At 58.1% G+C, this 14,370-nt stretch carries 13 protein-coding genes and 1 tRNA gene; 10 read left to right on the top strand and 4 right to left on the bottom strand.

Annotated elements, in window-relative coordinates:
• The first annotated feature begins 3 nt into the window (after positions 1 to 3).
• Positions 4 to 474, top strand: a complete 471-nt coding sequence (locus tag HFX_RS04530; RefSeq protein WP_004572740.1) for an HTH domain-containing protein — start codon at positions 4 to 6, stop codon at positions 472 to 474.
• A 59-nt stretch (positions 475 to 533) separates the two neighbouring features.
• Here the strand turns inward: HFX_RS04530 and HFX_RS04525 are convergent, their stop codons facing one another.
• Positions 534 to 1,196, bottom strand: coding sequence for a helix-turn-helix domain-containing protein (locus HFX_RS04525; protein WP_004572741.1), 663 nt, complete (start codon positions 1,194 to 1,196; stop codon positions 534 to 536).
• Positions 1,197 to 1,451: 255 nt separating this feature from the next.
• Here HFX_RS04525 and HFX_RS04520 point away from each other — a divergent pair, with 255 nt between their 5' ends.
• From HFX_RS04520 to HFX_RS04480, 9 genes are all read left to right on the top strand, one after another.
• Positions 1,452 to 2,435: a class I SAM-dependent methyltransferase gene (locus HFX_RS04520; RefSeq protein ID WP_004572742.1), complete on the top strand. Its 984-nt coding sequence runs from the start codon at positions 1,452 to 1,454 to the stop codon at positions 2,433 to 2,435.
• Between the two features lie 93 nt (positions 2,436 to 2,528).
• Positions 2,529 to 2,601: transfer RNA gene (locus tag HFX_RS04515), tRNA-Thr, on the top strand.
• 71 nt (positions 2,602 to 2,672) lie between these two features.
• On the top strand, positions 2,673 to 3,140 hold the full coding sequence (locus HFX_RS04510; RefSeq protein ID WP_004572743.1) for a hypothetical protein: 468 nt from the start codon (positions 2,673 to 2,675) through the stop codon (positions 3,138 to 3,140).
• A complete protein-coding gene (locus tag HFX_RS04505) occupies positions 3,137 to 3,697 on the top strand; it encodes a hypothetical protein (protein WP_014732209.1) in 561 nt (186 codons plus the stop codon). Before HFX_RS04510 ends, HFX_RS04505 begins: the two co-directional genes overlap by 4 nt.
• Positions 3,694 to 4,275 carry a DNA N-6-adenine-methyltransferase gene (locus HFX_RS19075; RefSeq protein ID WP_081603751.1) on the top strand — a complete coding sequence of 194 codons (582 nt, stop codon included), beginning with the start codon at positions 3,694 to 3,696 and terminating at the stop codon, positions 4,273 to 4,275. Before HFX_RS04505 ends, HFX_RS19075 begins: the two co-directional genes overlap by 4 nt.
• Positions 4,272 to 6,398, top strand: coding sequence for a DUF7845 domain-containing protein (locus HFX_RS04495; RefSeq protein ID WP_014732208.1), 2,127 nt, complete (start codon positions 4,272 to 4,274; stop codon positions 6,396 to 6,398). The genes HFX_RS19075 and HFX_RS04495 overlap by 4 nt, the downstream gene beginning before the upstream one ends.
• A 493-nt stretch (positions 6,399 to 6,891) precedes the next feature.
• A complete protein-coding gene (locus HFX_RS04490; protein WP_238547487.1) occupies positions 6,892 to 7,311 on the top strand; it encodes a Fic family protein in 420 nt (139 codons plus the stop codon).
• 282 nt (positions 7,312 to 7,593) lie between these two features.
• Positions 7,594 to 8,244 (top strand): recombinase family protein, encoded by a 651-nt coding sequence (locus tag HFX_RS04485; RefSeq protein ID WP_004057254.1) that lies wholly within the window; start codon positions 7,594 to 7,596, stop codon positions 8,242 to 8,244.
• Positions 8,245 to 8,486: 242 nt separating this feature from the next.
• On the top strand, positions 8,487 to 9,281 hold the full coding sequence (locus HFX_RS04480; protein ID WP_004057256.1) for a DUF6602 domain-containing protein: 795 nt from the start codon (positions 8,487 to 8,489) through the stop codon (positions 9,279 to 9,281).
• A 31-nt stretch (positions 9,282 to 9,312) separates the two neighbouring features.
• Here the strand turns inward: HFX_RS04480 and HFX_RS04475 are convergent, their stop codons facing one another.
• Genes HFX_RS04475 through HFX_RS04465 form a run of 3 tightly spaced genes read right to left on the bottom strand, consistent with a single transcriptional unit; the run spans position 9,313 to position 14,305 of the window.
• The gene (locus HFX_RS04475) at positions 9,313 to 11,232 is read right to left on the bottom strand and encodes an ATP-binding protein (protein WP_004057266.1); all 1,920 of its coding nucleotides are present in this window, start codon (positions 11,230 to 11,232) and stop codon (positions 9,313 to 9,315) included.
• Positions 11,229 to 11,543, bottom strand: coding sequence for a hypothetical protein (locus HFX_RS04470; RefSeq protein WP_137685664.1), 315 nt, complete (start codon positions 11,541 to 11,543; stop codon positions 11,229 to 11,231). Before HFX_RS04470 ends, HFX_RS04475 begins: the two co-directional genes overlap by 4 nt.
• Positions 11,540 to 14,305 carry a hypothetical protein gene (locus HFX_RS04465; protein ID WP_004057274.1) on the bottom strand — a complete coding sequence of 922 codons (2,766 nt, stop codon included), beginning with the start codon at positions 14,303 to 14,305 and terminating at the stop codon, positions 11,540 to 11,542. Before HFX_RS04465 ends, HFX_RS04470 begins: the two co-directional genes overlap by 4 nt.
• Positions 14,306 to 14,370 lie beyond the last annotated feature (65 nt).

Below are 14,370 nucleotides of genomic sequence, written 5' to 3'. Positions count from 1 at the left end.
GAGATGCAAACTAACGAAACCCGGAAAGCCGAACTGTGGATTCGGCCGATTCGTGATGGTCTCGGCGAAGAGCATCAGTCGCTCGTGGTGCGGTTAGAGCGCCTCATCAACGAAGGTCTCCTCGACGATATGTGTATTCGAACGTGGGACCACGACGTGGATGTCGAGTCAGATGTCGCACCGACGAAGCGTGATGCGCTCATCCGGGAGCGCCTCGCCGAGTGTGAGCAGTGGGCCCAAACCGAAGATGTCGACCTGCCGTCTATCGAAGAACACGCGACAGTCGGCTCCGGCCGGATGGGACCCTCACACGACACGGTGGTGCTACCACAGACGCTGGTCGTACTATTCCGCGGCGAAGAGATAGAAGCAGTCTATCCGTACGAACGAGACGGGCAGAAGAAGACGGTCGCCGACTGGGTCGAGGATGCAGAGTCCTTCCTCGGCATCGACAACGAACAGGTCGAGGTGTGAGCGTCACGCTCGGGGAGGGCTCGGCGGTCGAAGTGGAGACAGAGAAAAGAGAGAACGCGTTACTGCTCGGACAAGCAGTCCGAGCCAAGCGTAGTCGAGACGAGTTGGTCAATCCCGCGTCGAAGGCGCTCGGAGGTCGATTGCGGTGAGATACCAAGTTCGTCGGCGAGGTCTGAGAGTGCCACGTTCCTGGGAACGTCGAAATACCCCTGCTCTGCTGCGAGCATGAGTACGCGTCGTTGTTTGTCACTCAATCCGTATCGCGTCGAATCGCCACTGTCGCCGCGGTAGATTCGATGAACGGACATCTCGAGACCCATCTCCCGACAGAGCTCCCGGTACTGAATCAGTGCGTCGCGGTCGGGGAACCGCATTCTCGTATGAACGCCGTCGGAAGTGACCGTCACGTTGAGGCGTGAGGCACCGACTTCGATATCGTTGGGATAGATGACTACCTCTGCGTCCTCCGAGACCTGCACTCGATACAGACGTCGGTCCGAAAGCGACTCCATCAGCTCCGGGTCGGTGACGGTCTCATCGCTCTCCATCGCGGCTTCGAAGGTATCGAAGTCACCTCCACAGGCCCACAAGAAGAGCACCGGTCGTTCGGGGTCGGTTGCGATTGCCTGTTCGACCTCGAGTCGCATCGCAGGAGCACGCTCGATAGCGGCGGCCAGTGGGAGGTCTGGACTTCGAATGATGAAATCCGCGATACAACTCATTGTTCGGGGCTACGTGGCGGGTGGTGTAAAACCCCGTACATTAGGTTCGCCGAATAGGAGGACCGAATGAATGGGCCCGGGCAAGGCCCAAAACGTTGTCAGAGGCACGCCCACTGGCACGACAATTGTCGTTCGGGATTGTGGGCGCTTGAGGTTATTCGCCCGAGGTACCTATACATGCGCCCTGACCTATCAGGGCATTATATGTCGCCAACGAAGCGTTACCCTTACTCGCGGTCACGCAGTGGTGGTGATATGAACGTCCCCTGCGTCCGTGTCCCCCGTGAATCTGGGGAGGCGACGCGCCGGCACCTCGCCGATGCCGATTTGCTGGACCACGACCACGAGATAACCGTCTCTGAGGGGAACCTCTACATCCCTATCGTCGATGCTGACGCAGTCCCGAGCGAGTTCGAAGTTGTCGACTACGAGCCGCCGAGCCGAGAGACCCAGACCACACCCACCGACGTACTCGGATTCGAACCGTCGTACGAACGACTCGGCGATATCGTCATCCTCGACGAAGACGACCCGGACCGCGCCCGCGAAATCGCCGACGCAATCGTCGAATCCGACCTCAAGGCGGACACTGTCGTCAACCGCGCCTCGAAAATCAAAGGGGAACTCCGCATCCGCGACTGGGATGTACTCGTCGGCGAGTCGACAGAGACGGTCCACCGCGAGTACGGACACGAGTTCCACCTCGACATCGATACGGTGTACTTCTCGCCGCGACTCGCAACCGAGCGCCACCGAATCGTCCAACAGATTCGCGACGGCGAGCACATCTTCGACATGTTCGCTGGAGTCGGTCCGTTCGCAATTCCGGCCGCAGCAGCCGGTTCCGAGGTCGTCGCGTGCGACCTGAACGAAGCGGCCATCGAGTTCCTCCGTGAAAATACGACTCGAAACGACGTGGCCGACCGTATCACCGCAATTCACGGCGACGTACGCGAGGTGGCCGACGACTACGAGGGGTGGGCAGAACGGCTCATCATGAACCTCCCACACAGCGCGAACGAGTTCCTCGAAACGGCCGTTCGGCTCGCTGGCGACGAGTGTGTCATCCACCTCTACGACATCCAACACGAGGACGACCCGTTCGGCCCGGGACTCAACGCCGTCCGCGCCGCCGCGGAACCCGAGTACGAAGTGGAGGTACTCGAGGAGAAAATCGTCCGCTCGTACGCGCCTCACGAGTACAACGTCTGTTTGGACGTTCGCCTGACGAAACCGTAACGACGCGTGGTGACGACCGGCAGACACCGGGTTGATTCGCAAGTCTTAATTACGTAACCGGGGTACGGATGAATGCGTTCGAAAGCCCACTGCGCCGGTGTAGCTCAGCTGGCAGAGCGATTCCTTCGTAAGGAATAGGCCGAGGGTTCAAATCCCTCCACCGGCTTCACCTGATTCCTTTACCATCCCACAACGCAACCCCAGAGACGAGAGTCTCTGGTCAGGGGGTGGATCGGCGTGAGTCTCGCGCCCTCTCGGAAGGCGGGAGACACCGTCGAATCAACCCTTCTTCAGGTTCACACAGAGCTACGGCACGTTTCGGACCACGAGCACGAACATCACGACGCGCTCACCACCGAGTTACTCACGCCGAGTCGTGAGCTTCCGTTCGTCGGCATCTGTCTCCTCGAACCCGGGACTGTCGTCGAGATCAAGAGCGCGATGGTCGTCTACGGCGAAGCGCAGCGCCGCGGACGCTTCTTACTTCGACGGAGCCAGCACGACCACCTCCTCGAGGAGGGCGGCGTCTACCTCTTCGCCGTCTGTGCGCCGAATCCTGCGCGTGACATCATCGCCGCGAAGGTCGTCCCGGCGAGCCTCGTCGACGAGTTTGATTTCTCGTGGGTCTCGCGGAAGACCCGCTCCGACTACGCACAGGTCACTTGGACGCAGGTCTTCGCGCCCAAGGAGGTCGAAGGGCAGTGAGCGTCCGCGGAACCTATTTCACGGCGCTCGCGAACGGCGAAGCCATTCCAGCAGGCCGGGATCGCGTCTTCGCCATCGTCCGAGATGTGCCCGAGTGGGCCGAGGACCTCATCGACCGTGCGGTCCCGCACCTCGCACCACCAGAGTCTCTGGAAAAGGCTCGTCGTCGGGTCGAAGAAGCCGCTGAGAAAGACGACGACGTTGACGATGCACTTGCTGTCTCGTGGCGCTCGACCGACTACGAGACACGCTTCCAGACTTACCTTCGGTCGTCCGGTGCGCGCCAAGTTCTCTCGAAAGTGCAATCCGACGCCGAAGAGCGGGCCGTCTGGCTCGTCTCGTGGCGCGCTGATGACCTCTACGACCATCGCCGCATCGTCCTCGCGGAACTCCGTCAGCGGACGCAGGACGGCCCATGCGACGAGGGACAGCACCGATGGCGGCGCGGCACTGTCGTTGGCGTCTCTGTCTGTGATATCTGCGATTACTCCTCGCAGTCTATCATCGACTGGTTCGGTCAAGATGTTCGCATCGCCTACGGAGGTGACCGGCGGTGAGCGACCGTCAGTCAGTCCAGGGTACGCTAGCGGGCCACCAGCAAGACCCGGACGATAACGAGTACGCTACTCCTCCGGAGATTTGGCGGCCCCTTTCACGCGCAGTCGGGGGTTTCGACCTTGACTCCGCAAGTGGTGCCGAACCTACGCCAATCGCTCCGACACGGTTTACTGCAGAGGACGACGGCCTGAGACAACCATGGCACGGGAAGGTGTTCTGTAACCCGCCGTGGTCCACGAACGGTGACGGAAGCGCGAAACACGACTGGTTACAGAAAGCACGAACCGAAGCGAGCCGCGACGCCGTCGACGTCGTGGTCATGCTTCTTCCAGCGGATACCTCCGCTCACTGGTTCCATGACCACGTTCTCGAAGCAGAAGCGATCTGTCTCGTCGGTCCGGGTCGGATACCGTTCATCGGTGAAAACCGAAACCCCTCATTCCAACTGTCGATTTCCGTATTTGGCGAGGTACAGCGTCCGCTTCTCGATGCGCTTGATACACTCGGGGCGGTCATCCGTGGGAAGACTGTCTACGAACCGGCCATCCAGACGAGATTTGGAGGTGACCGGCGGTGAGCGACGACCCGCATCCCGGCGAGGTCGTCGCGGAGTTTTCGGTCCTCGACGAGGCGACCGCCGTCACGTCGGACGAAGACGACACCGTCGCGTCCGCAGTTGAAGGTGAGTACGTTCCGGAACACCTCGACGAAGACGTCCAGGAGGAACGCGACCGCGTCGAGTTCGAACTGCCCGAGTACGTCGCCGCATGTCGGTACTGCCAGACGACCTTCGAGAGCGAAGAAGCCGCGCTCGAACACGAATGGAACTGCGACCTCGAACCGACCGGTGAGTGTCGCTTCTGTAGTGGTACGCACATTCGGAGGGACGTTCGCGAGGATCACTTCTACTCGTGCGCGGAGGCAGAGATGCACGAGCGTCGTCAGAAGCGTGGCGTACGCGCTCGGACGATGCGCGGGCAAGACTCGAAGACAGCCGTTTCAGGTCTTCGGAAGTTCCTCTTGCCGCAACCGCACGAGTTCGCGGCGTACCTCAAGTGGGATAAGTCGCTGAAAACCTACTTCGGACTCGTCTCACTCTACAAAATGCACGACTTCGAAGAGTACGGCAACCTCCGCGCCGGGATCGAGTTCGATGACGAAGAGTGGAACGTCGAGTTCGGGTACGCCGACGAGCCTGGTCTCGCGACGCCAGACGACGATACCGACCTCGGTCGATGGGACTGGCGACTCGAGGGAGACGAAGTCCCCGAGTTCATCGTCCGCGTCTATCCCGAAGCCTACAGCTCGTTCACGGACGCGAAGGACGACAACCGGAAGCGCGCGTACTTCCGTGTCCGGCCGCGATGTCCCGGTATCGAGTCCAAGAGCGGCAAGTCGATTCCGAATCCCCACGGCATTCTCGGCGTCGACGTCGAGACGCGTGGGAGTTACTTCGAGTTCGACCAGTACCCGAGCGTGCTGTTCGAGGCGCTGCGCGAACTTCGCGAGCGGCAAGACGAATTCGGTTGGAATTCTTTTACTGGAATCGATTATCAGGCACTCTCGCCGGAGAATGTCCACGACTCGTCGAACATCACTGACGCCGAGCTTTACGTGCGCGCGAAGAAGGGCGAGACTGGCAAGGTGTTCGCGCTCGACGGCACACTCCACCGCATTTCACTGATTCTTGGTCGTGAGCGAAGCGGCTACTCGAAGACTGTTCGCGATGACCGCGAGTGCGCTGGCTACTACCACACCGCGACGATCTGCGCGATGCGCGCTGCCGAGGTCGTCGGTGGTCACGAACTCCCCAAGGAGTTCAAGCACTACCACATGAAGAACCCCGAGGCGGTCGCAGGTACTGAACTGGAGAACCCGAAGGTCGGTGTCTCCTACCAGAACTCGCTGTACGACGACACGCTTCGGTTCAAGAACGTCGACCGACTCCACAAGGAACTCGAGGAAGGACTGCTGAACGTCCTGAACTGGTCGGACCTGTCGGTGACACCGGACCACCAGAAGTACGTCGCGGACGACTACTTCAAAGTCGAAGGCGAGGCGCGGATGGTCAAAGTCATCGACAACCCGCTTCCGCGTATTGCTCAGCAGCAGGACGACGAGATTCGGAAGTTCGCCGCCGCTGGGAATATGTACGAGACCGATATCGACCTCGTCGACGAACTCGCGACCGACGGCGGTAACTGGTCACCAGCGGAACTCGCCGAGGCGATTGGCAAAGATATCGATACTGTGTATAAGTCGTTGAAGCGTCTCGGCGACCTGGTCATCCACGAGTACGGTCACGTCGAACTCGCGTCGAAGCACATCGCGAACGGGATCGTCGAACACATTGAGTCCGCGCGGCGGACTGTCGAGGCCACGCTCGAGGAAGCTGCCGACGACATCATCCGCGCGGACACCTACGGCGGTGGAGACGGCCCGTGGGAACGCTGGCTGCGCAACTACGTCCGTGGCCGTTCCGATGATCGCGACGACGGTCGCGAGCGTCTCGAGCTTGCACCACAGGAGACGCGCCAGGAGGTCAAGCGTATCCTTCGGACTGGCGCTGCGAAGTGGGCAGAGGTGACTGGGAACGACTGGAAGCAGTTCGCCCGCGAGTTCGCTGTTGTCGGTGAGGCCTACGACACCTCCGCTCCGTTGACGTACAGCTTCGGTGAACTCCGTCAGCTCGTCGGCTGACGTTCTGTTTGCTGAGTGGCGACACTGTCCTTCCAGTGTAGAAGTGGCTTCTTTTGCAGGTTTTTCAGGCGCGTAGCGGGTGCAATTTTCTGGACGTCGTCTCGACCGCCCAGCGACCGCCACCGCCGTCACTTCGAATCCGAGGGGTCCCCCCTGATTCTCCGTTAGATGTGTGGCTAAAGAGCCACACTCCAAGATTACTTCCGGCCCCTTCGGGGCCTCCAGATGAAGCACATGAAACGGAGGTCGCCGCGCCTACTCGGCGCGGCTTGCCCGCACGAAAAATTTGGGTTCGATACGTAGCTGGGGGTCTCGCGGTCAACGATCTCGGTCAGAGTTCGGGTAGGTGTGTGCTGTTTTCCGGCTTGTCATCCAATTCACTTATTGGGTGCGTGCGAAACGTACAACGCAGATGGGTGGAGACACATTCCAGATCACGGACCTATCCGCTTTGCGTCCGGAGAATTTCAAGCTCAGAAACACGAAGTTCCTGATGGAAGATAGCCTCCACTACGACGTGCAAACTCACGAGTCACGACAGCAACTCAGGCACGATATCTGGGTCGTGAGAAATGGGGATATCAAACGTGTCTTGGACGACTTCCCCCGAGATGAACCACTACTCGACCAGTGCGCATTTTGGATGCACGCAGTTGTTGGAAAGCACTTCTTCCCAGATGCGAATCATCGAACCGCAATTGCGCTTCTTCGCCAACTCCTCGTAGAAAACGGCATCAACCCTGGGAAGTGGTCTCCCGAACGGACGAGGCAGGCGCGCGATGAGTCACACCGAGTCAGAAGAGAAATTGAACCGATTCGACTAGATTCGCTCTACGTACGTGATGAATTGTGGGAAGTCTGGAAAAGATATTTTGAAGACGTATTCGAACCAGAGCCGATCGAAAAGATCTAATCTACTCTTCGTCGTCTTCCGGTTCGTCTGCGAGGGCAGCATACAGCTCGTGGTTTTCCTCCACATCTTGAGCCATCTGCTTTTCTGCTTCCCAGTTGACGCTCATACTCTATCTAATGGCTATCGCTGTATTAGGATTTCCGGTGAGGAATCTCCTTAGCAACTGCGTCGGAAGAGGGGAATTAGTGCCAATCTACTGGTGCTCGAAAACGAAGGTTCCCGTACAGACTGTCCGTATCTTCGCTTCATTAAGCGACCAACCACCCTGTACGAGTGTACGAGATGATCGCCTGCTACACCCGGGTCTCGACAGAGGACCAGAACCTCGACCGACAGATCGACGCCACCCAGAAGTATGCCCAGCGGACGTTCGACGTCGGACTCGACGAACTCGAAGTCTACCGCGACAAGTCGACTGGGACCGATACGAATCGTTCGGCGTACAAACGGATGATGTCGGACGTCGAAGCTGGTGCCGTCGACGCTGTGGTCGTCAACAGTATTTCGAGAATTGCCCGGTCGATTCGCGACCTCGACCGGACAGCAGAGCGAATCGGTGATTGTGGCGCCGAGTTGCACATCATCTCTGAGGGGTTCGCGCTCCGCCCAGATGACGACGACCCGTACCAACGGGCGATGTTCCAACTGCTCGGGGTCTTCTCAGAGTTAGAAGCTCGGATGGCCCAGCAGCGGACGAAAGAGGGGATTGCTGTTCGAAAACAGAACGAAGAGTATCATCACGGACCAGCACCACTCGGATTCGAGAAGGACGACGGGTTGCTCGCCGAGGGCGAAAACTACGACCAAGTCTGTGCAGTATTGGAGATGGTTACGAAAGAGAATCTTTCGAAGCGGAAGGCAGCGAAGGAACTGCAGACGTCACGCGCTACGGTCGATAGGTGTCTTGATCGAGGGACGCTCTACGGACTTTGACCGGATTTACGGCACTCGTAGCTGACTTTGACTTCCAAAACGTCAGTTAATTATTAGACGTTTAGCACTCCTGAATTGGGTTAACAGTGAGTTTTGAGTGCTGGAAAATTCCAAGGACAGAATTTTCTCGATAGTATAATTCTTCCATGGGCAACAAGTCAGACGCCTATATCTAACAAGCACAGTTATCGAATATCGTCAGATACCTTTGATTTTTCAACATTCAACAAGATGCTAACTTTATGAGCGAGAACGATCAGTTTAATAATCAGATGGGTGACCTGATGCGGTCTGAGGCCCAAAAATTAGTTTCAGAATTTAATCAAATAAGATCAAAATATTCACATGGTGGTCTGAAAGGAAGTGATACAGAAGATATCGTACAGGAATTTCTCGAACAATATCTACCGAAAACCTATGGCTTCGGAAATGGCCAAATTATTGACTCAAGTGCACAGATCTCTAAGGAAGTAGATATTGCCATTTGTAATCAATTCCACCCTTTTACGTATTCAAAAAATGGGAGGGGTATGCTATTCGCCGAGGGTGTTGATGCAGTTGTCGAGGTCAAGTCAGTACTAAATGAATCCCACCTTCGAAAATCGATTAAGAATTGCCGTTCTGTGAGGTCTCTAAACGTGCAAATTCCTGCTGGGACTCATTGGTGGGATGGAGAAACTGACGGGAAAAAAAGAATGGAAACAACCCCTTACGCAATTTTTGCTTTTGAGTGTCCATATACATTAAAAACCCTAGACGAAAAAAGAGAAAAAATAATAGATGATTTGGATATCCAAATTGACGAGGCTGTTGACCTCATCTACGCCATAGATACTGGCCTGATAGTACTTAACCGAGACATCGACGATATGGTTCTGTGGGGTGAGGAACTCGGTATTCGCAGCCCTGGCTACGTTCGAAACACTTCAGAGCCAGATCTTCTTCAGTTTCTACTGTTCCTTCAGGATAAGATGCCGAACATTTCATATATACCAAACATAATGAAGCAGTATATTGATTTTGACATTCCCGAATAGTTCATTCTTGGAAACAGTCCAATTTTGAGATCTACAGCCCAATCTCCGTGGCTTCGGCCTCAGAGCGACTAAATGACGAACTATCCGCTGGAGCAATCCCGATATCAGCGAGTGACCGCTCGATGAGTGGTTTTGCTCGTTCGACGTCACACATCTCGACTGTTTCGGACATCCGCATCCGAGCGGACGCCTCCGCGAGACGCTGCAGCGCGTCGAGTTTCCGGGCCGTAATCGGAAGCGGTGGTCCGTCGTACTCGGAGTGCCCCATCTCAGATGCGTACCGTTCGGGGAGCGAGGTCTTCGTCTCGACGAACCACTCGCGCATCTCGCGCTCGACCTCCGGGTCGTGAACAACCGGGCGGATGGCCTTCGCGGCCGTGACGTAGGCGGTGAACTCGTCGCGGTCCAGTCGCACCGACGGCCCCGAAGCGTCTGGTTCGACCTCGTCACCGACCGCACGTCGGCCTGCACGTTGGCGTGAGCTGACCATCGTGTCGGAGATGTCCCGAATCTTATCTTCGTCTTCCTCTGACCGAACCGTGAAGATGAGGTCGAACCGCGAGAGGAGCGGTGATTTCAGTTCCACCTGTTCGGCGATATCCTTCGATGGGTCGAAGTGACCGCCGGTCGGGTTCCCTGCCGCGAGAAGCGCCGTCTCGGCCGGGAGAGACGCGTTCTTCCCTGCTTTGGAGACATGCACCTGTTGGGATTCGAGCGCCGTATGCAACGCGTCGAGGTCCGACGTGTCGCCCTTGTCGAGTTCGTCGACGACGGCGAGTCCTTTGTTTGCTCGAACCAGCGTCCCCGCCTCGATGCTGAATTGTTCGGACGAAAACGAGTCTTTCACAATCGAGGCCGTCAGGCCCGCACTCGACGAGCCGGTTCCGTCGGTGAGCGCTCCGCGTGGTGCAATTTCGTACGCTGCTTCGAGGAGGAGCGTCTTCCCCGTCCCCGGGTCGCCGAGGAGGAACATATGGGAATCTCCGCGGTGTCGCGTGCCGTCCTCGCCGGTTCGCGCCCACCCGCCGAACAGTTGGAGTACCAGCGCCTCTTTGACGTGCCAATGGCCCTGGTGCGATGGAGCGAACGAATCGACGAGGATGTCGAAGGTGTCCGGTGCCGACGCGACCTCGTCGATGATGTCTTCGTACTCGGAGAGATCGGCGTCCTCGAACCCACCCTGTTCGACCGTGTAGCCAGTCCCGACGAGGTCCTTTTCGAACACGACATCACCGGTGTAAACCGGGTTCAGGCGTCCGAAGAACGTTGTTCGCGTGCCGCCCTCGACGCGGGTATCTCCTGCGAGGTCACCCGTCAGGTGGATGTCGATGTGTTCGGTCTCTCCGCGGGCGTTCTCAGGAGGTTCCTGCAGTCGGATTTTCTGGTAGTTCGTCCATTGTGACTGTGTTTCGTTGAGCCGGAACGGTCCCTGCAGGTCACAGCCTTGGCATTTGTGTGGTTCACGAAGACTCCCGAAGCCGTGTTGCGGGATATAGGTCATCGTCCCGCAGCGAAGACACTCGAAGGCGGCTTCTTTGACCAGCGGGTTCACCTCCGTACGCTTCGTGATTTGGCCTTCGAGCGCCAGCATTCGGCCGATCCAATCCTCTGGCGAGAACCCACCAACATCGTAGGTTGCATCCTCTGGAAGATTCACGACTGAGACGCTCGTTCGGGCCATCGGCTTCTCACGACCGGGCACGTCGAACTCACGGACCACTGCTTCGAGCGCTTCGAGTGTCGTTTCTGGTCGAGAGATGACATCGCTCGCGACGCCCGACACATCGGACAGCGTCAGCTCTTCGGTCCCGTCGACATCCGCTTCGAACCGGGCGATGTCCTGCCAGTCGATTCCGAGACGGGTTTCGTCTGGGTACGCTTTCGACAGCTGGTAGATATCGTTGTGAGCGACTTCCTCGACGATTTCCGCTAGACGATCTTCGTAGCTCATGCCAGACCTCCCAGAACCGATGCCCAGTCGAACGACAGCGCTTGGTCGACAGCCGTCGCGAGGAGTTCCCGGCCGCGACTCACGTTCAGCGAGACGATGCCAGCGACGAGAAGCGCCGCCAGTGTGAGCGCAACGACCTTCGCGTCGTGAGCCGCGGTCGAGGCGACGCCCGCAACCAGCGAGCCGGCTTTCGCCGCTCTATGGACGTAGCTCACCACGACCAGCAACACGAGGAGGCTCATTACCGAGACGCCCTCGAGGCCGATAGTCGACAGGACCCTCGAAAGCGTCTCTCGTGCGAGGTCCATCATTTCTTGTCACCTCCGATCTGGAAGACCGTTTCCGGTGCCTTCGCCTCGGCAATCCGTGCCTTCCGGCGGGTGTACCACCAGTAGCCGAGACCACCGGCCGCGAGCATCACCCCGAGCACTGCCGCCAGCGGAAGTGCGGTGTCGAGGGCCGACTGAATAGGACCTGTAATCGATTCGGGTGAGATGAGCAACACGCCCACGAATCCAGCGACCACCAACGCGAGTAGAACCATCGGGCGTTCGTACACCGGCGTCGTTCTCGATGACGAGACGCGTCTTTCGGTGTACGCGATAGCACCTGCGATGATGACCAGCACGATTGCCGCGACGAGACCCGGATTCAACACCGGCATTGCCGGGACATAGTCACCGGCAGCGCTCGCGACCGACCCACCGTCAGTGAAGAATCCACCCGAACCAGTAGCATCGGACGACTCCGACTTGCGAATGACAAGAATCTCCTCAGAGTCGTCGTCTTTCAGAGATACCGTCTCTTCGGCCAGTGCTGAGTCTCGCTGAGTTCCGACCGTCGTCGAGTACAGGATGTACTTATCGCCAGCCGACGGCGACAAGAACGTGTACGTGACGCCATCGCTCGTGTGAGCGCCCGGTGAGACCGATATCTTTGGTTCCGTTGTCGAGGGCTCGGTGATGCGGAACCGTGATTCGCCCGTCGCGACGTTCACCCGAACCGGGATGGTCGAGACTCGGAACGTCGAGGATGTGGACGCACCGGGCAAGTGAAGCCGATGGTAGCCCGTCGAGGTCACCTTGTCGAACTCGGTGTCGCCGAACGATTCGTTGTAGGTGTAGTGAAGCCGCCCTTCGTCGGGTGACCCACCGAGCGAGATGTACGAGTCGTTCGACCACGAGTCGATCCGGATTTCTGAATCGAGACGCTCACCCAGCGGTGTCGGATCAGTGACCGTCAGCGACCCGTTCACTGCGACGACCCGCTGGCCCGTCGTCCGGATGGATACGGTATCGCCACCATCGACTGTTCCGAGTTCGACTGTCAGTGTCGTGCCGTCGAGGGAGTAGTCGCCCGGTGCGACTGTCGACCACGAACCGCCGTTCGTCCGCCTCTCGATGTTCTTGAGGGACGCAACGTTCGATGCGAATGGTATCGTGAGTATCGAATCTTTTGTGTCAGTTGAGTAGGTCCGTGAGACGTTGTACGATTCCGTCCATTTCCCACCCGAATACGTAACCGTCTGGTCATCCTGTGCCGTATGGTTCAAGACAACGTCAACGACCGGGCGAGGTGCGTCTGCCGATGGAGCCGAGCCAGTCGTCACGGTCACATTGTTCGTCCCAGTCGTTAACCACGAATCGTTCATCGGGACAGTTACTGACTCGCCCTCTGCGAGTGACCCCGAATACGTCTGCGTGTGTCCGTTTAGTCCGATTCCAGGGTCACTTGTGGCAGTCTGTTCTTCAAGGAGAATATCCACACCATACGAATATCCGTCCGAGTCGGAGAACGAAATCGACGAGGTCGACGACGTAAGCGGTAGCTCTCCCCGTGCAGTCCCGTTCGTCGTTGACAGGTCTATCGTCCCGGACGGTCCCGTGACACTCGCGTTGAACGTGCCGGGTGCGCCGTGCAGGTACGACTTCCTCGGGACGACGTACGCCCCGCCGTAACTAGCAAGGTACCCGTCAATATCGTCGTCTAGGGTAGAATTGGTGTCTAATTCCAAGCCACCCGACGCGGAGTTTGTAACGACGAACTCGAATGTGACCGGCTTTGTCGGGTCAACATCAACCGGGGAGAACGAGATTGTTTGATTCCCGGAGCTTGAAGGACTCCAATCTTGTTTCACGAGCGTCGCGTCGGCTTCTCCGTACTTACTGTCAGGTGCCTCGTTAATGAGGTATACGTCGATGATGTGGTCCCCTTTATTGTTGAGCGGGAGGGTTATGCCGGACACTTTCGTGTAACCGAGGTCAAACCCAATCTCACCGTAGTTGTCCCCACCGTAGACGAGATACCCGGTGTTGTCTGCCGATCCTGTCCAGTGCGTTCCGGTCGCGCCGTCCTGAGACGACACCTCAACAACCGGTTTCCCGTTCGCAGATGGCCCACTGGGGTTGACATCCCCACCAATCGAGAGGGGAATCGAATCCCCGTCCGTAACGCCCGTAGCGGACTCGTTATCCCAGCCTTTGGCATTCCGACCAGTAAACTCAACAGTCAGATTGCTCGCAGCATCCACCGAGTTTAGTGAGTAATCGAGCGACGTGCCGTTTGTTGCGGCTGTCGCGGTTACCTCGACCGTCCCCGAGAACGTCACAACGTTCGACGAGAAATGCGCCACGTCGAACAGCAACAGGCCGCCCTCATATCGGACAGGAGACGACCACTCAGAACCGTCATCGTGCGTCCCGAACACCCGCTCGGGCGTGTATCCGAGCGCGTCTCGAAGCGCACCCGCATCTATCGCGACCGTCCGCCCAGTCGAGTGTACGTCGTCGCGCAACACCAGAACGGTCTCGCCACCGCCGACGGTCGTCCCATTCACGTAGTCTGATGCACGGTCGGGCGTCGTCGCGATAACTTCCAGCGACTCGGCATGGTCGGATGCCATGACCGACCCTTCGAGGTCCGCCGCTCGAAGCGACGGGTTCGAATCGACTGGGAAGTCCTCGCTAACGTTCGCGTCTGGAACACCGACGAGACCACTTGGCGCGGCCGTCGCGATGCCGACGAATGGTGCCAGCGTCGATGCGAAAATCATCGCGACCAGGAGGACGCTCACTACCCGGTGGGGGGCCCCCCGAATCGGCCCCCCGGGGGGTATTTCACAATCATGATTATAATACG

Source organism: Haloferax mediterranei ATCC 33500 (assembly GCF_000306765.2).
In the GTDB taxonomy this organism is placed as follows: domain Archaea; phylum Halobacteriota; class Halobacteria; order Halobacteriales; family Haloferacaceae; genus Haloferax; species Haloferax mediterranei.
This window is presented reverse-complemented; position numbering and strand designations above follow the sequence as displayed.

Coding starts and splice junctions, on each gene's coding strand:
- HFX_RS04530 (WP_004572740.1), top strand. CDS start 4: ATGCAAACTAACGAAACCCGGAAAGCCGAACTGTGGATTCGGCCGATT.
- HFX_RS04525 (WP_004572741.1), bottom strand. CDS start 1,196: ATGAGTTGTATCGCGGATTTCATCATTCGAAGTCCAGACCTCCCACTG.
- HFX_RS04520 (WP_004572742.1), top strand. CDS start 1,452: ATGAACGTCCCCTGCGTCCGTGTCCCCCGTGAATCTGGGGAGGCGACG.
- HFX_RS04490 (WP_238547487.1), top strand. CDS start 6,892: ATGGAAGATAGCCTCCACTACGACGTGCAAACTCACGAGTCACGACAG.
- HFX_RS04485 (WP_004057254.1), top strand. CDS start 7,594: ATGATCGCCTGCTACACCCGGGTCTCGACAGAGGACCAGAACCTCGAC.
- HFX_RS04480 (WP_004057256.1), top strand. CDS start 8,487: ATGAGCGAGAACGATCAGTTTAATAATCAGATGGGTGACCTGATGCGG.
- HFX_RS04475 (WP_004057266.1), bottom strand. CDS start 11,232: ATGAGCTACGAAGATCGTCTAGCGGAAATCGTCGAGGAAGTCGCTCAC.
- HFX_RS04470 (WP_137685664.1), bottom strand. CDS start 11,543: ATGATGGACCTCGCACGAGAGACGCTTTCGAGGGTCCTGTCGACTATC.